The organism is Shouchella rhizosphaerae (assembly GCF_036700015.1).
Taxonomy (GTDB): domain Bacteria; phylum Bacillota; class Bacilli; order Bacillales; family Bacillaceae_D; genus Shouchella; species Shouchella rhizosphaerae.
Genome location: NZ_CP144921.1, coordinates 2,070,082 through 2,092,607 on the forward strand (window position 1 = coordinate 2,070,082; position 22,526 = coordinate 2,092,607).

Annotated in this window: 24 protein-coding genes, 6 tRNA genes and 1 rRNA gene; 19 read left to right on the plus strand and 12 right to left on the minus strand. The window is 39.3% G+C overall.

The annotated features are described in order from the left end of the window. Window positions 1-18: 18 nt before the first annotated feature. From V5G21_RS10385 to V5G21_RS10390, 3 genes are all read left to right on the plus strand, one after another. On the plus strand, window positions 19-582 hold the full coding sequence (locus tag V5G21_RS10385) for a class D sortase (RefSeq protein ID WP_073305818.1): 564 nt from the start codon (window positions 19-21) through the stop codon (window positions 580-582). A 235-nt stretch (window positions 583-817) separates the two neighbouring features. Next, the gene (locus tag V5G21_RS21435; RefSeq protein ID WP_095317491.1) at window positions 818-955 is read left to right on the plus strand and encodes a polysaccharide biosynthesis C-terminal domain-containing protein; all 138 of its coding nucleotides are present in this window, start codon (window positions 818-820) and stop codon (window positions 953-955) included. A 341-nt stretch (window positions 956-1,296) separates the two neighbouring features. Continuing rightward, on the plus strand, window positions 1,297-2,082 hold the full coding sequence (locus V5G21_RS10390) for a MerR family transcriptional regulator (protein WP_063609063.1): 786 nt from the start codon (window positions 1,297-1,299) through the stop codon (window positions 2,080-2,082). A 321-nt stretch (window positions 2,083-2,403) separates the two neighbouring features. Here V5G21_RS10390 and V5G21_RS10395 read toward each other — a convergent pair whose 3' ends face one another. The 4 genes from V5G21_RS10395 to V5G21_RS10410 all read right to left on the minus strand — a co-directional run bounded on the left by V5G21_RS10395 (window position 2,404) and on the right by V5G21_RS10410 (window position 5,368). Further along, a complete protein-coding gene (locus V5G21_RS10395) occupies window positions 2,404-3,279 on the minus strand; it encodes a phosphotransferase family protein (RefSeq protein ID WP_035202343.1) in 876 nt (291 codons plus the stop codon). 73 nt (window positions 3,280-3,352) lie between these two features. Continuing rightward, window positions 3,353-4,036 (minus strand): GAP family protein, encoded by a 684-nt coding sequence (locus tag V5G21_RS10400; RefSeq protein WP_051881127.1) that lies wholly within the window; start codon window positions 4,034-4,036, stop codon window positions 3,353-3,355. Between the two features lie 103 nt (window positions 4,037-4,139). Beyond that, complete coding sequence (locus V5G21_RS10405) at window positions 4,140-4,574, minus strand: hypothetical protein (RefSeq protein WP_073305826.1); 435 nt, start codon at window positions 4,572-4,574, stop codon at window positions 4,140-4,142. Beyond that, on the minus strand, window positions 4,571-5,368 hold the full coding sequence (locus V5G21_RS10410) for a MerR family transcriptional regulator (protein ID WP_073305827.1): 798 nt from the start codon (window positions 5,366-5,368) through the stop codon (window positions 4,571-4,573). Before V5G21_RS10410 ends, V5G21_RS10405 begins: the two co-directional genes overlap by 4 nt. A 301-nt stretch (window positions 5,369-5,669) precedes the next feature. Between V5G21_RS10410 and V5G21_RS10415 the strand changes: the two genes are divergently transcribed. Then, the gene (locus V5G21_RS10415; RefSeq protein WP_073305828.1) at window positions 5,670-6,548 is read left to right on the plus strand and encodes a GNAT family N-acetyltransferase; all 879 of its coding nucleotides are present in this window, start codon (window positions 5,670-5,672) and stop codon (window positions 6,546-6,548) included. Between the two features lie 215 nt (window positions 6,549-6,763). Here V5G21_RS10415 and V5G21_RS10420 read toward each other — a convergent pair whose 3' ends face one another. Further along, the gene (locus V5G21_RS10420; RefSeq protein WP_073305829.1) at window positions 6,764-7,924 is read right to left on the minus strand and encodes a mandelate racemase/muconate lactonizing enzyme family protein; all 1,161 of its coding nucleotides are present in this window, start codon (window positions 7,922-7,924) and stop codon (window positions 6,764-6,766) included. A 283-nt stretch (window positions 7,925-8,207) separates the two neighbouring features. Continuing rightward, window positions 8,208-10,100, minus strand: coding sequence for a sigma 54-interacting transcriptional regulator (locus V5G21_RS10425; RefSeq protein WP_073305830.1), 1,893 nt, complete (start codon window positions 10,098-10,100; stop codon window positions 8,208-8,210). 385 nt (window positions 10,101-10,485) lie between these two features. On the opposite strand from V5G21_RS10425, the gene V5G21_RS10430 reads away from it, so the two are divergent. Then, window positions 10,486-11,706 (plus strand): MFS transporter, encoded by a 1,221-nt coding sequence (locus tag V5G21_RS10430; protein ID WP_073305840.1) that lies wholly within the window; start codon window positions 10,486-10,488, stop codon window positions 11,704-11,706. 400 nt (window positions 11,707-12,106) lie between these two features. Here the strand turns inward: V5G21_RS10430 and V5G21_RS10435 are convergent, their stop codons facing one another. Together V5G21_RS10435 and V5G21_RS10440 are read right to left on the minus strand one after the other, a co-directional pair. Further along, window positions 12,107-12,829: a DUF2812 domain-containing protein gene (locus V5G21_RS10435; protein ID WP_073305842.1), complete on the minus strand. Its 723-nt coding sequence runs from the start codon at window positions 12,827-12,829 to the stop codon at window positions 12,107-12,109. After that, window positions 12,826-13,143, minus strand: a complete 318-nt coding sequence (locus V5G21_RS10440) for a PadR family transcriptional regulator (protein WP_063609067.1) — start codon at window positions 13,141-13,143, stop codon at window positions 12,826-12,828. Before V5G21_RS10440 ends, V5G21_RS10435 begins: the two co-directional genes overlap by 4 nt. Window positions 13,144-13,488: 345 nt before the next feature. Here V5G21_RS10440 and V5G21_RS10445 point away from each other — a divergent pair, with 345 nt between their 5' ends. From V5G21_RS10445 to V5G21_RS10465, 5 genes are all read left to right on the plus strand, one after another. Next, window positions 13,489-13,755, plus strand: coding sequence for an antibiotic biosynthesis monooxygenase family protein (locus tag V5G21_RS10445; protein ID WP_073305844.1), 267 nt, complete (start codon window positions 13,489-13,491; stop codon window positions 13,753-13,755). 161 nt (window positions 13,756-13,916) lie between these two features. Then, window positions 13,917-14,108 (plus strand): helix-turn-helix transcriptional regulator, encoded by a 192-nt coding sequence (locus tag V5G21_RS10450; protein WP_035202355.1) that lies wholly within the window; start codon window positions 13,917-13,919, stop codon window positions 14,106-14,108. A gap of 2 nt (window positions 14,109-14,110) precedes the next feature. Further along, on the plus strand, window positions 14,111-14,578 hold the full coding sequence (locus V5G21_RS10455; protein WP_095295464.1) for a hypothetical protein: 468 nt from the start codon (window positions 14,111-14,113) through the stop codon (window positions 14,576-14,578). A gap of 123 nt (window positions 14,579-14,701) precedes the next feature. Beyond that, window positions 14,702-15,250, plus strand: coding sequence for a GNAT family N-acetyltransferase (locus V5G21_RS10460; protein ID WP_035202360.1), 549 nt, complete (start codon window positions 14,702-14,704; stop codon window positions 15,248-15,250). A gap of 213 nt (window positions 15,251-15,463) precedes the next feature. Then, complete coding sequence (locus V5G21_RS10465; protein WP_095295466.1) at window positions 15,464-16,513, plus strand: 2,3-butanediol dehydrogenase; 1,050 nt, start codon at window positions 15,464-15,466, stop codon at window positions 16,511-16,513. Between the two features lie 124 nt (window positions 16,514-16,637). On the opposite strand, the gene V5G21_RS10470 is transcribed toward V5G21_RS10465, so the two are convergent. The 3 genes from V5G21_RS10470 to V5G21_RS10480 form a co-directional block, all read right to left on the minus strand. Further along, on the minus strand, window positions 16,638-17,234 hold the full coding sequence (locus V5G21_RS10470; protein ID WP_338465499.1) for an SGNH/GDSL hydrolase family protein: 597 nt from the start codon (window positions 17,232-17,234) through the stop codon (window positions 16,638-16,640). A gap of 175 nt (window positions 17,235-17,409) precedes the next feature. After that, window positions 17,410-18,981, minus strand: a complete 1,572-nt coding sequence (locus V5G21_RS10475; protein ID WP_338465500.1) for a glutathione ABC transporter substrate-binding protein — start codon at window positions 18,979-18,981, stop codon at window positions 17,410-17,412. Between the two features lie 317 nt (window positions 18,982-19,298). After that, on the minus strand, window positions 19,299-19,469 hold the full coding sequence (locus tag V5G21_RS10480) for a YjcZ family sporulation protein (protein WP_094424268.1): 171 nt from the start codon (window positions 19,467-19,469) through the stop codon (window positions 19,299-19,301). Between the two features lie 200 nt (window positions 19,470-19,669). Between V5G21_RS10480 and V5G21_RS10485 the strand changes: the two genes are divergently transcribed. The 7 genes from V5G21_RS10485 (at window position 19,670) to V5G21_RS10515 (ending at window position 20,814) form a co-directional block, all read left to right on the plus strand. Then, a tRNA-Glu gene (locus V5G21_RS10485) sits at window positions 19,670-19,741 on the plus strand. A 68-nt stretch (window positions 19,742-19,809) separates the two neighbouring features. Next, window positions 19,810-19,925, plus strand: a 5S ribosomal RNA gene (gene rrf, locus V5G21_RS10490). Window positions 19,926-20,346: 421 nt separating this feature from the next. Continuing rightward, window positions 20,347-20,422 (plus strand) — tRNA-Val (locus V5G21_RS10495). Between the two features lie 23 nt (window positions 20,423-20,445). Further along, window positions 20,446-20,530, plus strand: a tRNA-Tyr gene (locus tag V5G21_RS10500). 12 nt (window positions 20,531-20,542) lie between these two features. Beyond that, window positions 20,543-20,617, plus strand: a tRNA-Gln gene (locus tag V5G21_RS10505). Between the two features lie 3 nt (window positions 20,618-20,620). Next, window positions 20,621-20,693, plus strand: a tRNA-Lys gene (locus tag V5G21_RS10510). 48 nt (window positions 20,694-20,741) lie between these two features. Then, window positions 20,742-20,814, plus strand: a tRNA-Ala gene (locus V5G21_RS10515). A 53-nt stretch (window positions 20,815-20,867) separates the two neighbouring features. Here the strand turns inward: V5G21_RS10515 and V5G21_RS10520 are convergent. Continuing rightward, entirely contained in the window at window positions 20,868-21,053 is a 186-nt protein-coding gene (locus tag V5G21_RS10520; protein ID WP_035202369.1) for an aspartyl-phosphate phosphatase Spo0E family protein, read from the minus strand. A gap of 148 nt (window positions 21,054-21,201) precedes the next feature. Here V5G21_RS10520 and sigW point away from each other — a divergent pair, with 148 nt between their 5' ends. Together sigW and V5G21_RS10530 are read left to right on the plus strand one after the other, a co-directional pair. Continuing rightward, the gene (gene sigW / locus V5G21_RS10525) at window positions 21,202-21,765 is read left to right on the plus strand and encodes an RNA polymerase sigma factor SigW (RefSeq protein WP_011245102.1); all 564 of its coding nucleotides are present in this window, start codon (window positions 21,202-21,204) and stop codon (window positions 21,763-21,765) included. An 18-nt stretch (window positions 21,766-21,783) separates the two neighbouring features. After that, window positions 21,784-22,449, plus strand: a complete 666-nt coding sequence (locus V5G21_RS10530) for an anti-sigma factor family protein (RefSeq protein ID WP_035202370.1) — start codon at window positions 21,784-21,786, stop codon at window positions 22,447-22,449. Window positions 22,450-22,526: the final 77 nt, after the last annotated feature.

The window sequence follows — 22,526 nt, forward strand, 5'->3', positions numbered from 1 at the left end:
TGAAAGGGGATGAGTTCAATGAGAAATGTGAAAGTAATGACAGGAATTGTGTCCATACTAATTGGACTCATTCTTGTCTCCATTCCTTTTTATCATGAATGGAAGACTGGAAAAGAAATAGATCGATTAACGCAGGCTGTAAATCTTATTTCAAATGAAGCAAGTGCGCAGGTGATGAAGGAAGAGTTCGAGTATGCGAAAGACGTTATCTGGTTAGAGATTCCTGATATTGACCTTAATCAAATGGTTTTGCCGGAAACAACCGAGTACAACCTTAATGTAGGTTTAACACAGATTAAACCTAATCAAATTCCAGGAGAAGGCAATTTCACAATAGCAGGTCATAGAGGCTACAGAGGAGATCGTTTTTTTCGAAATCTCCCAGACGTAGCTATTGGGGCAACAGTGAGATTAATTGCAGATAACAAAACGTATACCTATGAAATTACCTCATCTCAAATAATTGAACCGACACAAACAGACATTTTGTTAGATGAAGAAGGAAAAAACGAGATAACACTAATCACATGTACGGTGGATGGTCATAAAAGAATTGCTCTCAAAGGACTTCTTATAACATAAAATGAGAGGAAAATGTTCATCAAAAAGTCCATTGTTGACCAATTAATTAGAAGAAAGTTCTTCTAAATGATAACCGATGAGAGCATTTTTTGTATGATGTGCTTCTTCTAGTCAACCTATACCTGTAGTACCAAGGCTTGCGAAGCTTTGGTACTTTTTTAGTCTCCAGCAGTACCGGTAAGTACCACCCAAAATCAAGCTGTATAAATGTCGGAATTTATTACGAAATATAGTTTTGATCCCTTCTTTAGGTGTCCTAGGGGCTGCAATTTCAACCGTTGCAACGATGATCTTTTGGAACTTAGTATTATACCTATTAGTTAGAAAAAAAGTAGGTATCAATACATTCTCAGTAAAAAGAATCTTTTATTAAAAAGGAGGAAACAATGGCAATTTCAAAAGAAGAGGGTCCTTTGTTACTGAGTTAAATGAGAATGAGTTGAATTATTTACATGAAAAAGGTAGCGAGTATGGAGCAGCGACTGGAAGGAAGAAAGTTCACAGTCGAATTTAAGAAACAGCTTGTGCAACTTTATGCTTCCCGAAAGCCGAGAGCGGGAATCCTCTGTGAATATGAACAAACTGTCGTGCATTTATAAATTGAAATGTCCATTGTTACTTCCTCATTACTACACAATGCCATAAGAAAAAAATACTTGCTAATGACATAACGTCAAGTGTTAGAGTTTAAACAGAAAGGGAGTGAGAACATTGATGATGGAAAGAAAATACTCCATTGGGGAATTTGCGAAACTGACTGGGATTACTCAACGAACACTGCGACACTACGATCAAACAGGGATATTGAAACCTTTTGACTACACGGAACATGGGCATCGAGTTTATAACAACAGATCCATTGCCCAGCTTCAGAAAATATTAGTGCTGAAATTTTTGGATTTATCACTTGGAGAAATTTTAGAACACTTAGAGCGTCCGGAACAAGATTTAGCACAGACAATGGTTGAGCAGAAAAATATGCTGCTAGAAAAGAAAAAACAGATTGATACAGTGATACACATCATTACTCGTGTTCAAGGGATTGTTTCAGGTTCAGATCCTGTAGATGAAGAATCATTGCTTGTCCTTATTCATGCTTTAAAAAATGCAGAGGTACGAAATCGCTGGATAACTGAACATGAGTCCGATTCTGTGTATAATAAACTACACTCACATACACAAGAACTTGAGTTGGATAAAGAAATGACTGTATGGACTAGTGTAATGAAACGATTCATTCAAGCAGGAAAAGCACCGAATGACCCTGAAGTTCTGGCACATGCCGAAGCCATGATCTCTATTTTGAAACCAGTAGTCGCCCCACTTTTAGACGAAGTAGCGCTGGAACAACTCGAAAAAGGTGAAAGTTCTTTATTTGAGTCTAATCCTTATTTGTTCCCTAGTGCTTTTAACAAAGAAGAGGAATTGTTTATTGAAAAGGTTATTAATGAACTGATTCTTAGTAAAGGATCCCTTCAACAGGAAGATAAGAAAGAATGAGCACTTTAATGGAAATTGAGAAGCATACCTTTTCAAATCGGGTATGCTTTTTCAATCGTTTTCCCTCTAGTTTTCAAACCCGTGATCAGTATTCCATACTTTTGTTGTTATAACTGAATCTTTTCTGACTAAATCTTTTTGCTACAAGCCGTACCAATACTCCTATATCCTAACGCTATTGGCATTCGAAACAGCTTGAGTAGTCTCATCATTTTAATTAGGAAAGGGAATAGGAAATTTAGTCTTTCCTCTATACGGGGTTAACTCGAAATGTATGTGAGAGCAAATCCTTTCAATCAGAGGGGTTAGACAAATAGGAATTTATCTAAATCCTTTAATCCCACTTTCAAAGGCCTGTTTATCATCGTTCTCAATCCCGTGTAATGCTTCTTGTAAAGCGAATGTACTTTTATAAAAATTAGCTCGGTCTGATAATTCGCTATCATTAGGATATAGACTAATACACATATCAAAAAAATGTCTACCATAACTGGAAAGTATCCCAGCAAAATCATACGCAGGATCTCCTAAGCAAGAACCACCAAAATCTATTATACCTGTAATTCTACTTGATTCTGGGTTCCACAAAATGTTGGATGACCCGAAATCTCCGTGTATAAGGGATAAATGTAATTTTGATAATGCTTCCCCATTTAGGAACTTCTCAAAGGAGTGTGATATTTCTTTTTGTGCTTCTTTTCTCATAAAAGCAAATAAATTTTTTTGAATCTTACTATATAGTTTGTTTATTTCTTCACGAGGGTTATTAACCTTTAGTTTCAACTCTCGACTTAGTTTCTCTTCCGAAATGGAATGCAGCTCTACAAGAAAAGAAACAAGTTGTGTAGCTAAGCTTTTCACCAATTCATGATTCTTTATACCGCTTAAACTTTCCCCCCACAAAGGCACACCATCGATTAGATGATAGCCAGTGAAGACCTTACCGGGCTCTAATTCTTCAAAATACTGATATATTGGATTTGGAATAGGAGTGGAAATGATATCTTTAATGTATTGTAGAATTTCTGTCTCTCTTTTTAATTGAATAATTCCATTTTTATATTTGGGAAATCTAAAAACTAGAGAATGGTTTACAATTAATACATCATTATTTTGTCCCATTTCATTAAGATAAAAGTTTTCAATGGATATACTAGGATAAATCGATTTAACGTTTTTCATATAGTTGTTTATCATTGAATACTATCTCCTTTTTTATTCCCAAGTTTCTTGCCCCGTAGCTTTAGATCATTTTCAATGTAAATTGAGGCTAGGTTACAAAAGAGACGTTTAGAATGCAAGCCATGAGATGATAAAGTTCTAACTCATAAATGGCATTAGCTGCTAGGATAAATCCAACAATGCCAATTATCCATGCTGTTGTGTTTCTGGCATTCTTTGATAACCATATTTCTAAATGAATAAGGGGTTTTTTTAGCAAGTTATGGGCAAACACTCTTCCCATTAATAAAATTAGTGCGGGCAGAATCATGATTATGCAGTAACCAAACAGTATAAATCCAGATTGTTGAAGTGAATAATCATTAGAAGAAATTATTCCTATTGCTAATAGATATGGTAGCATGGTAGCCACCTCTAATAGACATGCGGTAAATGCAAGACTTATGAGCATAATTGAAGATTGTTTAGCAGTATTGGAGTCACTTAAAAGCTGATCTCTCCAAACAGATGGGTTTGTTTTCTCTTGTTTCTCTGTTCGTCTATCTATTGTTTTTGAGTCCATTCTATAGCTTATAATGATTAAACCCACACCTAAAATAAGTTGGAAATACTGAAACGTAGTCGATTGGAAGAATGTTTCACCTAGATTTAGCAAAGCTTCAGCACTAATTACAAGTACTAATCCAGTGATAAAATAAAAAAGCACTACAGTGACTATATAGATAGAAAATCTTTTAATTTTTATTTCTTTTGAACTTATTAATAGCCACAACGGGATTAACAAAGTCCCGAAACTCAGGGAATCGATTAAAGCTAAAAATATTAAATAAGATAGGTCGTTAATTTATTCCACCACCGTTCCATTTTCTAGTGTTTTACTGATAGGACAATATGTTATCTATAAACTTATTCTCACAAACAGCTGTTGCTAATTCTCCTTCGCTGTCGTGAGTAGCTACTTCTATTTCATCATATAAAATTTTACAGGATATCCTATCGCCATCTTCTCCTGCTGTAGCTTTAACTTTGGTTGAACTTATTGGAAATGCTGCATCGGTGGGTATTACAAATGTTTTTGAATAAGGGACCTCAATTGATAGTTCGTTAACTGTTTGAGGGCTATTTCTACTATTAATTTCCACCTCCAAGTCAGAGGCGTACGAAGCGTTACTTTCGATAATAACTTGTATGATTAATTCCTCATTTTCATTATTTGGGCTACTGTTGTCTTTATTCTCAACTACTCCACATGAAGCAAGAGAAGTACTTACACAGATTAGTAAAAAATAAAGGCGCTTAGGCTTCTTCATTCGTTTTTCTCCTTTCGTTCTTCTTTTTTGGCCTTGTTGTTTTCATAGTGGTAGAACATTTTATCAATATAAGCTGTTACTTCAGTATTCATGCCAAGTACTAGTTCATTATCGCTGGAAGGGTTTATTAGTTCCCAATAAAAATTCATTAATTCTTCATCGCCTTCAAACAATTCAAGTGTTTTTATATAAAGAGTATGAGCTATTTGTTGGACAGTATTCGATTTCGGATCCATGTGCAAAATGTCACGAACTTCGTTGAAAATAGACAATATTTCTTCCAGTCTCGGATCGTCACTACCGATAACAGGTAGCCTTTCAAGTATCTCCTTTTGTTCTTTTGTAATTTCTAATGCTTCATCAAAACGAGCAGGGATAATACCATTAACCAAAGTTCTTCTATTTAAATCTTCTATAACGTCAAGCATTTCCTGTGGTTCCAAATGCCCTTTTAATTTAATAACGTGTATAGTCGCATTTAAATAGTATTGTAATCGGCTTAATCTCTCTTTTTCGGCTTCAATTAATTTAACTTGCTCTGATAGTGAATGAATCCATGTTTGATTTTCCCCTGTCTCACTTTCAGAGTCAAAAAGGATCTTTATTTGTTCTAACGTATATCCGATTGATTTTAATAACAAAATTCTTTGTAATTGTGAAATGGCTTGTTCATCATAATACCTGTAACCATTATCTTTTATTAAAGAAGGCTTTAAAATGCCTACATTTTCGTAATGGTAAAGTGTTTTTTTACTGATACCAATTTTCTTAGCTAACTGTCCAATTTTTATCATATTGCCACCCTCCATATAATGATTATAAACAATGACGTTAAGGGAATAGTCAATAGTAGTCTTAACGATAATGGCTAACTTATTCTTTCGAGAGCAAGAGAGTAAGGTGGGGGCCAGCGGTTCAAGTCCGCTTGGAAGCTTAGGTGAAAAAATGATTAATGGGACGCACTCGCACAGGGGCAGTTTCTTTATGATAAATTCAGAAAAAATAAAAAGCAGTCTATTGACATTCTTTACTATTTGTATTAGGTTTAATCGAACGAATAGCTAAACATCATTTGTTTAGAAAGGGTTGATCCCAATGAAAACTCTTATAACACCCCCAGACCATATAAGAGACCTTGCTATCTTCCTAGAAAAAATGAACAATAAAAGCAGTTCTCATATTGGCTTTTGTGGGGAAGATAGGGAAGAAATATACGATCATTTAATGAATGATTTTTCTGATTTGGAAGTGAAAGATTCATTTTTAGTTGCTTATAATCACTCTCGTATCGTGGGTGCAATCGGTTTGGATATGGACTTAAAAAGAGGATGTGCGGACGTATGGGGGCCGTTTGTTGAGGGGGAAGATATCGACATGGCTCAAGAATTGTGGGAAACGATTGCTTCGAAAACACCTCCTATGATAAAGACATTTTCTTTCTTTTTGAATGAGGATAACCACTTTGGAAAAGAGTTTGTGTTACAAAATAAAGGCATAGATCAAGGGTCGGATTTGGTTTTGAGCATAACTAGAGATCGATTTATTAATCACACGCCTAGCGATGTTGAAACGTACTCTGATGCCTACCGTCAATCTTTTATCAATCTACATAATGAAGTCTTTCCCACAACCTATTTTGATGCACATACCATTATTAGTCGATTAAATGACTTTAACCATTTATTCTTCGTTACGGAAAATGAACATGATATAAAGGGGTATGTATATATTGAAGCAAACCCTAAACATATGGAAGCCAATATTGAATATATTGCTGTATCAACGAAACTAAGAAAACAAGGGATAGGTAAAACTCTAATAAGAGTGGCAACCGACCATCTCTTTTCTTATTCTGAAATTATGGAAATTACTATATGTGTTGGAGGAGACAATCTAGCCGCCATTCATTTATACAAATCGGTTGGGTTCTTGGAGAAGTACAAATTAATTAGTTATGACATTGTGCGGCATTAAAGAAGACAGTTCAAGACCGTGGCCATTAAAAAACCATTCGTTTTTAAGCATTTTTAACGACCTTGTCGCCTGAATAAGGAGGCACTAATGTAAAAGAAATTAACCCCGAACTTGGTGATTTATTTAACCGTTTTCAACTAAACACTCTCTTTGCCTGTTTAAAAAATAGATCAAAGAGATATATAAGCCATATATCTCTTTGATCTACATACTGGTTATAGTGTTTTTAATAGGTCATATAATTGCTCTTTCGCTTCAACCCCAATACCAGGCGCATCTGGCAATGTAACGAAGCCGTCTTCCACTGCATGCCCATCAGCAAATCCGCCAAATGGTTGGAAAATACCAGGGTATGATTCGTTGCCATACAATTTTAATCCTGCGGCAATGTTCAATGACATTTGGTGGCCACCGTGTGGAATGCAATTGCGAGAAGACCATCCGTTTTCTTCTAACATGTTTAATATCTTCATGTATTCCACTAGTCCGTAGCTAAGTGCGCAATCAAATTGCAGGAAATCCGTCTTTGGATTCATCCCTGCGTAACGGATTAAGTTAGTCGCGTCTTGAAGGGAGAACAAATTTTCACCAGTCGCCATTGCGTGTGGGTAAACTTTCGATAATTCCTCCTGCAATTGGTAATCTAACGGATCTCCCGCTTCTTCATACCAAAATAAATGATAGTCCTTTATCGCATTTCCAAATTCAATCGCTTCTTCTAGATTGAACCGGCCGTTCACGTCAACCATTAGGTTTTGTCCCGTACCAACGACATTAATAACTGCCTCAATCCGTTTTAGGTCTTCCTTTAAAGGGACACCGCCAACTTTCATTTTGACTTTTGAGTAACCCATATCTAAATAGGATTTCATTTCATCTTGAAGTTCCGGCAACCCTTTACCTGGGAAGTAATAACCGCCAGCGGCGTAGACAAAGACTTTCTCGTCAATCGTGCCGTCTCCATATTGATCAGCCAATAGTTTATAAAGGGGCACTTCCTCAATTTTGGCTACTGCATCCCAAATAGCCATATCTAGTGTTCCAACCGCAACTGTTCTTTCGCCATGCCCTCCTGGTTTTTCGTTTGCCATTAGAATGTCAAAAATCTTTTCGGGCGAGAAGTTGGTCCCTGATTCATTTAAGATATCTTCTGATTTTGCTTCTAATAAACGAGGAATAAATCGCTCTCTTAAAATGCCGCTCGGCGCATAACGACCATTGGAATTGAAACCGTAGCCTACTACTGGTTTACCGTTTCGAATAACATCTGTCTTTACCGCTACAATTGAGGCATTCATTTTACTAAAGTCAATAAAAGCATTTGCGATATTACTGCTAATTGGCACTGCTCTCTCTACAACATCGACAATTTTCATTTTCAAATCCTCTCCTTAGAAAAATATGATTCGTGGGGGAATGCTCACTTATGTTCATGCAATAACTGTGCCAAAAACTCTATTTTGGTTTGAGTAAACGAGTTTGCAATAAATTACGTGGATACTATCAGAGGGATTGCAAACCTCTTTTCTTTGCTTATATGCAATTTATGTGCCAATAAAAAAGTTGAGTCATCAAAAGACAACTCAACTTCATTTTTTATAGAAAGAATCTTTCTGCGGTTTTATTTCAGATATTCATTTCAAAAATGAAATTATGATTTCATTTTTGAACGGATAGTTTTCGCCATAAAGTGGTTTGGCTAATTTTGTAGTGGTTGCAGAATTCCTCTTTTGTTCCATTAAATTGGCTGTATAGTTGTGCCCAAAGGTGACTTTCCATTTCTTTGAAAGAGGTTGAAATCGGAATGGTTACTTCTCCGCTCTTTTTTTTCGCCTTGTTTAATAGCAAATGAACTCCGTCTGCTGTAATCACACTTCCTTGATAAGTAATGACCAATCTTTTCATGAAGTTTTGTAGTTCACGTGCATTCCCATCCCATCTCATCGAGAGTAATGGCCGAAGTGCGCTTTTGGCATCATTGATTTTTAAAAAACGGTTTTCTCTTTCCATTTCTTTATTTAAAAAAACAGTAGCGAGAGGGATAATGTCTTCTTTTCTGTCTCGTAAAGGCAATAAGTCCAATGTTAAAGTAGAAATGCGGTAGTAAAGATCCTCTTTAAATTTCCCATGACGTATTAGCTCTTCCATTGGTTGATTGGTTGCACAGATAATACGTACGTTGATAGGGATGTTTTTCGTCCCTCCGACTCTACGGACTTCATTTTCTTGCAATACTCTTAGAAGCTTTATCTGAAAACTACGGGGCATCTCATTGATTTCATCAAGGAATAGTGTCCCTTCATGGGCCATTTCAAATAGCCCTGCACGCCCTCCTTTTAGTGCGCCGGTAAAAGCACCATCTTCATAACCAAATAATTCACTTTCAAGTAAGTTTTCATTTAAAGCCCCACAGTTTAATGACACAAAAGGTTGGGCATGTCGATCGCTTGCATTGTGAATGCTTTGAGCAAATAATTCTTTGCCTGTCCCTGTCTCTCCATAGATTAAGACAGAACCTTCTGAGCGTGAAAAGGCAGCAGCTTCACTAACCAATCTCTTCATTTCCTTATTCTCACAAACGATATCTGCAAAAGTATGCTTTGCTGTAAGTCCTTTTTTGTATACTTCTTTTCGAATTTTCATCTCAAGCTTCTGAAAGTCCGCTAGTCTTTCGAATACTTGAATCGCACCAACGTACATATCGTTAGAAAAAATAGGGGTGGTCGTTACGAGCATTTGTTGATTGTTAATAGGTGTCAGGATGTTTCGTTGAATCGTTCGGGCTTTAAGTTGATCTTGCAATTCCTTACTCTTAAAGATATCGGTGTAATTAAATTCAGGCAACGCTTCCTTCAATTCTGGAAAAATATGCTTAGCTTGTTCATTAAACATTTTAATGTTGTCATTTGCATCTACGTTTATAACCGCTTGAGGGACAACTTGAAGAATGGAATCAAGTTCTTTTGTTTTAGCTTCTTCTTCTAATTGAATGTTTAATGTTTCAATCGCTTGTTCAACAGCGAAAACAAGTGCTTCTTCACCTGATTTCACTAAAAAAGAAGGAATAGTTGCTTCATTACCTGCATCAGTAGCAAACCTGTCCCCGATAATGGCATCTACTGTTTTCCTTTTAGTTAACTGTTTAATGTGTTCTTTTGCATAAGCTTGGTCTCGATAACTTTCTATTTTAATTTGTAATGCACCGAAGTCACATTCAATAAAATCCATATCATTAAATATCCCTGCAAAAAACATGACCTGAATCCGTTGATAGCCTTTATTGTATACAGAGGTAATGGAACGGAGCAGATCATAGGGGGTAACGGGAATTTTAATGAATGGTATAGAGGTATGGCTTCGGAGAAATTCACCTAACCCGCCTCTTGAAACAATCGCGCTGGTCGATGGAGATATGGCGTCGAGGTTTTTCTCATAAGGAAGTAACGTTTCCATGAAACGGAATTGATAAGGGAGTTCTTTTAGAGAGTTTTCCATTTTAACGATTTGAGCATCTGTTAAATCAAACGGTGCTATTACTAAAATTTCTTTCATAATAACCCTCCAACTATATCTTACTGATTACGATTCAAATATGTAGACTTACTATGTTGCATTTTAGTAACTGGCCATAAGAAATGTATGTATATTATAACAATGTTAATTCTATTTGGGCAGTTGTTCAAAGGCTCCAAGTAAACTCTTCACATTTGAGTGCTCTTGGAGCTTTTTTATTTATATGGAATGTAATCCTTCAGTGTAAGCATAATGATCTCACCGTTGCCCCACTACTTTTGCAAAATTTGTTACGTAAGGTCACAATCAATACACTTGCTCATAGTAACGAAAACACAGGATTTTTTTTAAAAAAAGATTGCGTACGACATTACGTCACAATCTATGATTGCTTATAGATTAAAACGAGGAGGAAGGTTATGCTATGGCACAACAACCATCATTATTTAAAAACAGCCGGTTTATACTTCTGTTTCTCGGAAGTTTTTTAGCGATTATCGGCTTTAGCATGTTTTTTATGACAACAACTTGGTTTGTCATTTCTGACTTAGGTTCTGCCAGTTCATTAGGGATTATACTCATTGCCATTACTGTGCCACGTATTCTCATGATGGCATTTGGTGGCGTCCTTGCGGATAAATTCAAGAAGACGACAATCATGTTCAGTACAAGTTTCATCCAAGGAGTCCTACTAGTTATCATATTTTTATTGAACAATGCCAATCAATTAACATTTGAATATCTCATCATTTTGGGATTCTTCTTTGGAACATTAGATGCGTTTTCTGGACCAGCAGGCACATCATTAATCCCTAAAATGGTACAGAAAAACCAAATAAAACAAGCAAATGCCGTTATTCAGGGATTGGGCCAGATTGGTTTTATTGTCGGCCCTATGATCTCTGGAAGTGTCATGGAATACGCTGGCGTCACAACTGGTTATTTCGTTTCAGCTATTATCGTCTTATTGTCTGCCTTTTTTATGTTTCCACCTTTCTTAAAAGAAGGTCCTGTAGACAATACAGTCAAACAAACACCCCTTAAAGATTTAATAGAAGGTTTTTCCTACGTCAAAGCAAGTAAATTTTTACTCACAGGAATTCTGATCTTAATTACGTTAAACTTTTTTGCCTTCGGAGCAATATCGATTGCCATTCCTATTTTAGTGGAAACGTATGGAGGATCGCCCATTAATCTTAGTTACATTGAGGCTGCTTTAGGGGTTGGAATGCTAGTAAGCACAGCAATAATTGGCATCGTTAAAATACGCCGCAGGGGATTAACCTCAATTGCTGGATTGATTGCAACATTATTCGTAGCTATCGCATTTAGCCAAATTCCTAATTTGTATATTTTGACGGCATTAGCGTTCCTAATTGGATTTACCATGACATTTGTTTCAATCCCATTCTTTACTTCAGCACAAGAAGATACGGATCCCCGTATTATGGGGAAAGTCATGAGCATTGTCTTCTTAGCCATGAACGGCTTCGATCCCCTTGCCTATGCAAGCGTAACATTCCTCGTGTCTAAGGGTATTGACGTTCAACACGTAATTTTGTCCTTTTCGATTGTTGGTTTAATGATTGCTCTTATCACTTTATGGAAAGGGAAAACGTACAAAAGCTATACTTCTAACTATTAATACACGGCGTGAAAAGATCTCTTTGGGATATGTAGCTAAAATGGAAAAATAGGTACTTTCTTGAACCCATTGTTCTTATTTCGAGGGCAGTACAGTACTTATAGTCTGTATAATCTACTAGGCACCGCAAGACGCTGCACTTGGCGGCTTAGAAAATCAAGCGGGCAGTCACTTTGAACTAATTAGAGAAGGAGCGAATCAAGGATGGTAAGCACGTAAGCGTATTTATTCACCAAGAATCATCCTAGTGGAGACTGGGCTATAGAGAAACTGTCTTAAAAGGCCATAGTAAAGCGACCTTTTGAGACAGGCTTTTTTCTATTTTAGATAAGCATAAGCTCATTTAGTAGGGATGCCTGTGTTTTCCCCAAGACTTCCCTACATATGTTACGGAATTTCCCTATGCTCTCCTTCCTCCCAATCTAGTTTTAAGGGACATAATCATCCAAATAGCAGTCGGAAATGAAATTGCCCCAATTACTATATAGGCTAAAAGGCGAACGGAGCTGTCAGTGCCGACGGCAATTATTAATGTAGTCATCGCAACTAGGAAAAGAAGAGGTGGGATCATCTTCGTTAGCTTCACTAAACCTTTTCTTCCTTCTGCCTTCCATTTGTTATTGTAAATTGCAAGCACAGTCCAAGCAGTTGGAATGGCAATTATAGTGAGAATGGTAGCTATTACAACCAGCGTGGTATGTAAAAAACCTGAGCTTATGAATGTTCCAAACCATAAGAGCACTGTTAATAAAAGTGTTGGGAGTACGGTCCATTTTATCGAGTTTCCAGCGTTGTTATGTTTTTCAACCACTGTTTCCTGATCACTATAAATAGGCTTTGTACCAGGTGATGCTCGAAACAAGTGACATTCTTCTTCTGAGGCAATATGGGTCCACCCAGCAGAAGAGAAAAAGTCGAAATATTCTTCCGTTTCCTCCTCATTTAATGAACGGTAATCAATACTATAGATATAATCTGCGCTTTGTCCTTTTTTAAGTGTATATCCCATAAACTTAAAGCCGCTGACATGCCAGCCCTTTAAAGAAAATTGCCGTAACTTCTCCATGTCTTTGTCCTCAGAAAAGGCTAACCCACCTGACATCATATACTTTGTTTGTCTCATTCTCCAGCCTCCTGTAATCCTTTTTCTGCCAATTGAATGACCGTTTTTCGAATTTTCACAGCTTCCTCTAGCACTTCTATGCCTCTTTTGGTAAGTAAATATGTTTTACGTCTTGAATCCGATCCGTCATATAAGTAAATCCACTCTTGTTTTAATAACTTCTTTATAATCGTATACATCGAAGCCGGGCCTATCGTGATCGCGCCAGTTGTTGTTTCTTCAATTAAATTCATAATAGCGTAACCATGCCGCGGCTTCGTTAAAGCAGCCATAATATAAAACATTGAATCTGTTAGCGGTTCAGTCGTTTTCAAACGATCACCTCTTCTCTCTAATGAAATTGTATCAAGCCGCGATATATCCAATAACAATATATCATTATCTGATATAGATGGCAATAGTTATATCATAATTTGATACATCAATTTGTGATACGTTTAAAAAAGATCCGTACAATTGATCCTTCGCAGAAGTGGAAAGCCGCACCATAAAGACTTCTCGAATAGCGTAAGCAGTAGTGAGACGCAGAAAGACCTAATCATTTTCGCAAAAAGAGCAAATGAAAAGAAGAGGTTAGGTTTTGCGGCTTTTTCCGGTTAATGTATAATAATTGTAAGAATTTTCGTCCGAGTATTGATAAGTTAGGAGTGTGGTTGGAGATGAGTCACTTAGCAAATACATATAAATTGCCTTATTATGCGGTTGTCTTTGCTTCAGAGCGAACGGAAGGGGACAATGGGTATGGTGTTATGGCAGCAAAAATGGTCGAATTAGCAAGTAAACAAGAAGGCTATTTAGGGATCGAAAGTGCAAGAGATTCAAATTTGGGCATTACCGTTTCTTACTGGAAAACACTCGAGGATATTGCCGCTTGGAAAGCACATGCAGCTCACCAAGTCGCTCAAGAACGTGGCAAAAAAGAGTAGTATAGTCGATTCACAGTACGTGTATGCAAAGTAGAGCGTGATTATTCGTTTGAAATGTAGGAAGGCGGAAAAAACAATTAATCTATAAAATGCAACATATATTTTACATTTGGCATTGTCTATGTTACAGTAAACGTGTAATAAAGAAGGTTGGTGTTTTTTTGGAGAACAGAGTGAAGCAGGCAAGAAGGGATTTAGGACTAACTCAAGGGGAACTTGCAGATAAAGTAAATGTTTCTAGACAAACGATTGGGTTGATCGAAAAAAATCGCTATAATCCGTCTCTTAAACTATGTATAGCTATCGCCAAGGCACTAAATAAAACATTAGACCAATTATTTTGGGAGGTTTAAAGATGAGGTCATGGATAAAAGATTTACTTCCAAACGATGAATATAAAAAGCAAAAGCTTTTAAATTTTTTAGCAGAGGGTTTGGTAATAAGTATTTTTATAAGTGTTGTGTTCATATTGACACAAACTATATTCTCTTTGAATATGGATGCTTCAATAGCATTATTTATTCCGGTTGTTGTATCGATCACATATGTTCTAATAGGTTATGTGGGTAGTGGTACAGAATTTGCTAATGTAGCTACTAGCGCTGATTTCCAAAGTGAAAGAAGAAAGATAGTAGGCAGTTCAATCACTTTCGGTTTTATATTTTCTCTACTCTCCATCTTGGTAACTGGTCTCCCAAAAACAATTGGAGATTTCTTAACTTTGGCAGGCCTAGGCGTCATAGCGTTTGTCCTGATGTTCTTATTAAATATGTTTTCTTTACACCGATCTTATAAAAAAAATAAAGACTTACTCGATGATTAATAGTATAAGAGGGGTGAAACAATCTGAGCCTCCTTGGCAAGGATGGAGTGTCAACGAGCATGCCTCTTTCATTTCAGTACCAAGAAGACTCAAGATGACAATGATTTTAGGAGGATGGACTACATGGTCTATAATCGTGGGGACAGAACAATCACGACAGAGAGATTGCGTTTGCGTTTGTTTACAAAGGAAGATGCACAGAATGTCGTTGAGCTGTGCAATAATTATAACCTTTATAAGAGCACATTACATTTGCCCTATCCGTATTCAATCGATTGTGCCCTTTCATGGATAGCAAATCATGAGCAAAACTTTGAATTAGAGCAGTCATATGAATTTGCTATAACGGATAAAGAGAGCGGGCAGCTGTATGGTGCCATTGCCATTACAAACGATAAAGAACATAAAAACGGCGAGATTGGTTACTGGATCGGAGAACCTTATTGGGGGAAGGGGTACGGAACGGAGGCGGCCAAAGCGGTTATTGAATTTGCTTTTAGAGAAAAGCATTATCACCGTGTTTATGGACACTATTTCAAAAAAAATCCTGCGTCTGGGAAAGTCATGGAAAAGTGCGGAATGAAATATGAGGGAACGTTAAAAGAACATATTTATAAAATTGATGCGTTTGAGGACGTTTTTTGTTATGGAATAATCAATCCTTATAAATAAGATTTCCTTTGAATGGAGCCGAGCAAATGCTGAAGTTTAGAAATGGGAACCAATCCTTTTGTAAGCGGAATATATAGAAAAAGCCAATGAAAGGTTATTTAATACATTAAGGAGATTTAGTGGACATTTCCGTATATATGACCATTTTTCCTTTTACAGTGCTATGATAAAGGTGTAAACAAAACACCATAGCATAATAAGGAGATGTTCTTGATGAGAGCAGCCGTATGGTACAAAGAGAAAGATATCCGTGTAGAGGAAAGAGAACCTGCGAAACTAGGCGCCCGTGATGTAAAAGTGCGCGTAGCGTGGGCTGGTATTTGCGGAAGTGACCTTCACGAATACTTGCACGGTCCGGTGATTATCCCAAAAGGAGAACCTGATCCTATTACTGGCGGCGAATCACCCCTTACATTAGGGCACGAATTTGCCGGTGTGATTGAGGAAGTAGGAACGGAGGTTAAATCCTTTCAGAAGGGGGAGCGTGTCGTCATTAATCCACTCTTTACCTACGGAAATAAGCCTGCTTCAGTTGATCTCTATGATGGTTTCTCGTTTGCTGGTCTTGCTACAGATGGAGGATTTGCTGATTTTGCAGTACTCCCAGAGAAAAATGTATATAAATTGCCTGATAACTTAACGTTGGAAGAAGGAGCACTCGTTGAGCCGATGGCAGTGGCGGTGCAAGCGGTAAAAGAAGCCGATTTTAAATTTGGACAATCAGTTGCCGTCTTTGGGGCGGGGCCAATTGGTTTGTTTACCATTATTGCTGCTAAGGCTGCAGGGGCTAGCAAAATCATCGTTTTTGATTTATCGGAAGAAAGGCTGGAAAAAGCACGGCTTGTCGGCGCCACCCATACATTTAATTCTGGCGAAGTCGATCCCGTTGAAAAAGTAAAAAGCCTTGTTCCAGATGGGGTCGATGTAAGCTTTGAAGTGGCTGGCGTAAATGCAACATTTAACCAGTCTATCCAAGTAGCCAAGTCACGGGGAGTCGTCGTCGTGGTTTCCATTTTTGCCAAACCGATTGAATTCAATCCAATGGATCTTACGGGCAGTGGCGTTAAGATTACGTCCACTTTGGCTTATGAACCGGAAGTATTCCAAACGACCATTGATTTAATGGCAGAGGGAGCTTTAAATCCGAAAGGCGTTATAACCGATCGGATTGAGCTAGAAAATATTGTAGAGTCTGGGTTTGAAGTGTTAACAAACGATAAACGCCAGGCTAAAATTCTCGTGAAACTTAGCGGCGAGAAATAAAAGAGTTTATTGGGAAGGCCATTCGAAAGGGAGCAAGTCGAGGCTTGAATGGCTTCTCGTGATAGAACAGAATAAGATAAAAATGACCCCCTTATTTAAACAAGTAAGGGGGTCCCTTTTTGTTTCAGTTGCCCGATTGTTTAAAAACCCTACCTGCTTTCGTAAGGGCAGCAATTTTTTCTGCAATCAAATCAGAAAGCAAGTCGTACCCTTTTTCACCAAAATGCAAGCCATCATCCCTTGTGCCTTTTAAGCGCCATTGATAATCTGGCTTTGAGAAAAAGGTGGTAAAAAAGTCAATGAAGTGGCAGTCACGCCTTTGTGCTATTTCCTTGATGCAATCGCTGTATGCCTTAAGGTCTTCGTTTGTTCTATTTTGCTCAAGTGATTCATCGACAGGAGCAGGGGTAATCAAAATTGTCTTCTTTGGCGAAATGAGGCTAGCGATTTTGTCGATATTATGAGCAAAGTCGTCTTGTTCCACTCGCTTATGGGTGGCTACGTCATTGGCTCCAAACAACACGGTTACAAGATCAGGTTGATGGCTAATGACATCGGTTACAATTCGTGCTAAAGCTTGAACGGTTGTGTCGCCAGAAACGCCAGCGTTTATGATTTCAACTGTCGGTGGCAACTTCTTCTTGAGAAAAGCGGTTAACATTGGTTCGTTTAACCCTTCATGGCCGGCAGTAATGCTGTCGCCAAAGCATACTAGTTTCATAAGCAAAGATCCTTTCTTTGTTCAAAGGTAATGAGCTAGGTACAATCGGAAAGGCGATCATCATGACGATGTTAGTATAACAGAAAAATATGAAAATAATGAAGCGTAAAATATCAAACATGAATAAATAAAGGAGGATAGCTAAACAAAGAGATGTTTAGCTATCCGAGTGATCTTAATCGTTTGTAAAAGCAGCATCCTTTAAGAAAACGACTCCTGTGGGAATAACGTTTACGCCTTCTAATTCATTGCTTACCCCAGTCAAAGTTGAAGGGTAGTAAAGGAAATGAAATGGAACTGCCTCTGCAACTAATTGTTGGGCTTCTTTGAAATAAGCGCTTCTTTCTGCTTCATCTTCAGTCGCCAACGTTGCATCGATGAGTTGGTCGAGATCTTGGTTGGCATAAGGATAGCGAAGTTGGTTGCTCGTTTGTTTATTGGAATGCAAAATCGTAAAGAAACCGTTGTAACCATCGCCTGTTGGGCTAGAGCGTCCTAAAAGGAACATTTGCGTTTTGCCTTCGCCTGTATACTCGACAAATGTAGCAAATTCGATTTGCTCAATTTCCACATTGACGCCAATTTCCGCTAACGCATGCTGGATGTATGTAGCGATATTGACTTGATCTCCTTCTGTGCTGACAGTTAATGTAACATCGAGATCGCCTTCTCCATACCCTGCTTCTGCGAGCAAAGCTTTCGCTTCATCTGGATCAAAGGAAAGGCCGTCTATTTCCGTAAAACCAAAATCAAACGGCGAAAGCGGACTGTTTGCGATAGAGCCGTAGCCGTTGACGATGCCATCAAAAATTTCATTTTTATCAATCGCCTTGGCAAAAGCTTGGCGTACCCGTACGTCATCAAACGGAGCTTCATTGGTGTTAAAGGCAAGGAAGTTAACGTAGGTTGACTCTACTTCGATTACATTTATGTCTGGGTCTCCTTCGATTTCGGGCATGCTGCTTGGCGAAACGGCATCAATAATGTCGGAATTGCCTGATTGTAGATTCGCTAAACGTGTAGCAGCGTCTGGAATGATAGTGAAACGAACGCCAGCTACTTGTGGGGTACCACCCCAGTAATCATCATTTGCTGTCAGGACAAGCTCTTCATCAGGTGTCCAAGATTCAAATTGGAAAGGACCTGTGCCAATCGGCTTTTCGCTTACGACGGACCCTGGCGCTTCTCCGTTAGCAACTGCTTCGTTGTCCTCGGCTATCACTTCAGGACTTATAATAGAAGCTCCGTGGTGTGACAAATGCGCTGGCAATGAAGCAAACGGAGCGTTTAAATGAAAGCGGACGGTAGACGGATCAATAACTTCTACTTCTTCGACAGCTTGAAACAAGTATGCAGTCGGGGACGTTGTTTCATCGGCTAGATTGCGTTCGAAATTTGCTTTTACCGCCTCGGCATCAAACACATTTCCATCATGAAAAACGACGTCTTCTCTTAAAGAGAATTCCCACGTTAACTCATCGAGCATTTCCCAGTCTGTCGCCAAACTCGGTTGCAACTCCAAGTTTTCATCTTGTTCAATTAAGCGGTCGTATATATTGGCACCGACACGCCAATTGATGACAATGTTCTGTGTATGGGGGTCAAGTAGACGAATGTCGGTTGCTATGCCGTATTCAATAAAACGATTTTCTTCACTGGGACTTTGGCTTGCATCATGGGTGCATGCCCCTAAAGCCAATACAGTGGCAATAGAGGTAGCTATCGCTAACTTCGTGATGTGTGGCATAAGTTGTCTCCTTTTGTAAAAATGCTGTAAACCGATGAAAAAACTATGTTTAATATACATGTGTTTAAATTCTCTGTCAAAGAGATTGGTTTTGCCGAGCACCTATTTATGTTTGTGAGTGTTTATGGCAAACTAATCAAATGTTTTGCTCAGTCGTTCACTAGTAACAAACGGTCGCAAGCCTATGTTTTTCAGGAAGGGCAGTGTGTCTTTTGCAATTCGATCGTTTTGTGTTGGTGCAGCGAAATATTAGGAACCAACGAAGGAAAAAGAACAGGCACCCTTTAGCCTGCTCTTTAAACGTTGTGGTTGCACAATTATTTAACGTAAGCTGCGCCAATGATGATAAGAAGGATGAAAAGCACAACAATTAGCGCAAAACCGCCACCGTAGCCATAGCCGCCGCAGCCGCCACCGTAACCGCCGCCAGCTGGACCGTAGCCATAGCCGCCGTCGTAGCCGCCGTAGCCTCCGCCATAGTAACCCATGCGTGTACACCACCTTTACAATTAGGAATAATATACCTTATGCGTCAATCCAATTTTGGCGACAAAACTGGGCTTTCACGGTAAAACCTCAGCGAATAAAACGAGCCCTTCTCGGCTATTCTATTAGAGCAATAATAAATTGAAAAAAAACAGTTGCAATCTAAAAAAACGTTTGTTATCATATTATTTGTCAGTCAGGAGGCCCGTTGGTCAAGCGGTTAAGACACCGCCCTTTCACGGCGGTAACACGGGTTCGAATCCCGTACGGGTCATTTTATGAGTAGAAGGCAAAGCAAGAAGTTGGCTTCTCAACTCCTTGCTTTTTACTTGCCTTTTTAAGTTCGGTGGCAATGGCAAAGAGGTCACACCCGTTCCCATGCCGAACACGGTCGTTAAGCTCTTTTGCGTCGATGGTAGTTAGGGGCTTCCCCTTGCGAGAGTAGAACGCTGCCGGACCATTTTTCATAGATACGCCTCTAGTGTAAAACGAGGCTCCTCAACATCAACGTTTGACAAAGCAAGAAGTTCGAGGACAAGAAGTGCTCGAGGAAAGGAGCGTACAAACGTACGTGACTGACTGAGAGACACGAATTGGACGAAGAAATTCGCCGCTTATCTGCATTATTGTTTGACAAAGAGAAGCAAGAAGTTCGAGGACAAGAAGTGCTCGAGGAAAGGATCGTACAACCGTACGTGACTGACAGAGAATCACGAATTAGACGAAGAGATTTGCAGCTTATCTGCATTATTGTTTGACAAAGAGAAGCAAGAAGTTCGAGGACAAGAAGTGCTCGAGGAAAGGATCGTACAACCGTACGTGACTGACTGAGTGACACGAATTGGACGAAGAAATTCGCCGCTTATCTGCAGTCAAAATGGAGGATTAGCTCAGCTGGGAGAGCATCTGCCTTACAAGCAGAGGGTCGGCGGTTCGATCCCGTCATCCTCCACCATGTTCATATTGTCTTTCTATTGTGGAGGGGTAGCGAAGTGGCTAAACGCGGCGGACTGTAAATCCGCTCCCTCCGGGTTCGGCGGTTCGAATCCGTCCCCCTCCACCATTTTTCTTTTGTTGGGCTATAGCCAAGCGGTAAGGCAACGGATTTTGATTCCGTGACGCGCTGGTTCGAATCCAGCTAGCCCAGCCATTAGAGCCATTAGCTCAGTTGGTAGAGCATCTGACTTTTAATCAGAGGGTCGAAGGTTCGAGTCCTTCATGGCTCACTTCTTTAAAGACGGCGAAAGCTGTGACGGCAAAAGCCGTTTTTTATCGGGGCCTTAGCTCAGCTGGGAGAGCGCCTGCTTTGCACGCAGGAGGTCAGCGGTTCGATCCCGCTAGGCTCCACTAATAGAAAAGAGCGGCCTGTACAGGCTGCTCTTTTTATGTTGAAAATCGATTTATACGCGTTTGGGCGGTTTTTTTGCAGAAAGATTGGAGTATTCATTTAGCAGAGCGTCGAGTTTCTGGCTGATTGTTACAATGTGCGGTGAGCTGAGCGGATAAGCAGCAGCCGAATCATTAAGTTGCGTCCGTGTGTCTTCAATCGAACGCGACAGTGGGTGAATGTCATGCGCATTTGCCATATCCTTCCCTCCCTTTCTAAATTACATTACTCGGTTTAGGACAAAATTCCTTCTTTTTTAAAAAAAAGATATTTTTTCGTGTTATGATTAGATTACACGAAACCATCTGTCAGTGAGTTCCGTATGTTTAATTTAGGTAGGGGATGAAATGGACTCGTTAACGAATCGATTAATTGCAGATATCAAACAAGGGGATGAGCAGGCTTTCGCCGAATTGGTAGACCTCTACAAAGACAAAGTGTACCAAGTTGCCTATAGAATGGTCGGCCACGTCCATGAAGCCCAAGATATCGCCCAAGAGGCGTTTTTGCGTGCTTATACCAATTTAGATAAATTTGATACCACTCGAAAGTTCTCGACTTGGTTGTTCCGTATTACCACAAATGTGTCAATTGACCGTTTGCGGAAGCGGAAGCCTGATATGCATTTGCAAGATGCGGTAAAAGGGATGGAGGAAGTGACCTATGAATCCCAACTTGCCGCAACAGATGAACTGCCTGAAGACCAGGTTGTGAAAATGGAGCTTCAAGAGTGGATACAATCAGAGATTAACCAGCTTCCCATTAAATATCGCACGGCCATTGTGCTTAAGTATTTAGAGGATCTATCGTTAAAAGAAATTAGCGAGATTATGGATATGCCTGTTGCCACCGTTAAAACGCGGATTCATCGGGGGCGTGAAGCGCTGCGTAAACGTATGCGGCACTTATAAATGTAAAGGGGTGACAAGATGAAAACCTGTCATTCTCACGATGAATTGATACACATTTATTTAGACGGAGATGCGACGAAAGAGCAGAAAGAGGAACTTTATGCCCATTTGCAATCGTGCCCGTCATGCAGAGAGCATTTGCAAGAACTGAAGAAATCCATTGCGTTTATCCAAAGTTCTTCTCATATAGAGGCACCTGAAGGGTTTACTGCCGGCGTTATGGCCAAATTGCCTAAGACGAAAAAAACAGCAAAATGGAAGCTAAAAGCAAAACGCCATCCCATCTTGGTTGCAGCAGCGATATTCCTCATTATGATGTCAGCTGCCTTTTTTTCCGCATGGAGCCATACCACCGACGGAATTGCCGTATCAGGGAATGGACCGTTTGTGATTGATAAAGAAGCAGGCGTGGTCGTTGTGCCTGAAGGCGAAGTGATTGATGGTGATTTGGTTGTCCGAAATGGCACGCTCGTGCTCGAAGGGGAAGTGCGCGGCAATGTCCTTCTCATTAATAGCCGCTTCAACAAAGACACGCTTTACGCTTCGCCCAATCAAGTAACTGGGGAAATTGAAGAAGTCGACAAAGCCCTGTCTTGGGCGTGGTACAATATGAAAGAGTTTTTTAGTGAAGTTGTCGCTGTTTTCGATGCCGGGGAAGACGATCCACATTCCACCGACAATTAGAAGAAGCATGAAAAATAATGGAGTTCCTGTCGTAAAGCGGGAACTCCCTTTCTATTTCGCTTGGATCGGTGTATACT

Bases quoted from the DNA above. Each gene is read 5' to 3' on its own strand.
- V5G21_RS10455 (WP_095295464.1), top strand. From the start codon at position 14,111: ATGAGGTCATGGATAAAAGATTTACTTCCAAACGATGAATATAAAAAG.
- V5G21_RS10520 (WP_035202369.1), bottom strand. From the start codon at position 21,053: ATGGCAAATGCGCATGACATTCACCCACTGTCGCGTTCGATTGAAGAC.
- V5G21_RS10465 (WP_095295466.1), top strand. From the start codon at position 15,464: ATGAGAGCAGCCGTATGGTACAAAGAGAAAGATATCCGTGTAGAGGAA.
- V5G21_RS10530 (WP_035202370.1), top strand. From the start codon at position 21,784: ATGAAAACCTGTCATTCTCACGATGAATTGATACACATTTATTTAGAC.
- V5G21_RS10405 (WP_073305826.1), bottom strand. From the start codon at position 4,574: ATGAAGAAGCCTAAGCGCCTTTATTTTTTACTAATCTGTGTAAGTACT.
- V5G21_RS10395 (WP_035202343.1), bottom strand. From the start codon at position 3,279: ATGATAAACAACTATATGAAAAACGTTAAATCGATTTATCCTAGTATA.
- V5G21_RS10425 (WP_073305830.1), bottom strand. From the start codon at position 10,100: ATGAAAGAAATTTTAGTAATAGCACCGTTTGATTTAACAGATGCTCAA.
- V5G21_RS10430 (WP_073305840.1), top strand. From the start codon at position 10,486: ATGGCACAACAACCATCATTATTTAAAAACAGCCGGTTTATACTTCTG.
- V5G21_RS10390 (WP_063609063.1), top strand. From the start codon at position 1,297: ATGATGGAAAGAAAATACTCCATTGGGGAATTTGCGAAACTGACTGGG.
- V5G21_RS10420 (WP_073305829.1), bottom strand. From the start codon at position 7,924: ATGAAAATTGTCGATGTTGTAGAGAGAGCAGTGCCAATTAGCAGTAAT.
- V5G21_RS10435 (WP_073305842.1), bottom strand. From the start codon at position 12,829: ATGAGACAAACAAAGTATATGATGTCAGGTGGGTTAGCCTTTTCTGAG.
- V5G21_RS10410 (WP_073305827.1), bottom strand. From the start codon at position 5,368: ATGATAAAAATTGGACAGTTAGCTAAGAAAATTGGTATCAGTAAAAAA.
- V5G21_RS10470 (WP_338465499.1), bottom strand. From the start codon at position 17,234: ATGAAACTAGTATGCTTTGGCGACAGCATTACTGCCGGCCATGAAGGG.
- V5G21_RS10475 (WP_338465500.1), bottom strand. From the start codon at position 18,981: ATGCCACACATCACGAAGTTAGCGATAGCTACCTCTATTGCCACTGTA.
- sigW (WP_011245102.1), top strand. From the start codon at position 21,202: ATGGACTCGTTAACGAATCGATTAATTGCAGATATCAAACAAGGGGAT.
- V5G21_RS10445 (WP_073305844.1), top strand. From the start codon at position 13,489: ATGAGTCACTTAGCAAATACATATAAATTGCCTTATTATGCGGTTGTC.
- V5G21_RS10480 (WP_094424268.1), bottom strand. From the start codon at position 19,469: ATGGGTTACTATGGCGGAGGCTACGGCGGCTACGACGGCGGCTATGGC.
- V5G21_RS10460 (WP_035202360.1), top strand. From the start codon at position 14,702: ATGGTCTATAATCGTGGGGACAGAACAATCACGACAGAGAGATTGCGT.
- V5G21_RS10415 (WP_073305828.1), top strand. From the start codon at position 5,670: ATGAAAACTCTTATAACACCCCCAGACCATATAAGAGACCTTGCTATC.
- V5G21_RS10385 (WP_073305818.1), top strand. From the start codon at position 19: ATGAGAAATGTGAAAGTAATGACAGGAATTGTGTCCATACTAATTGGA.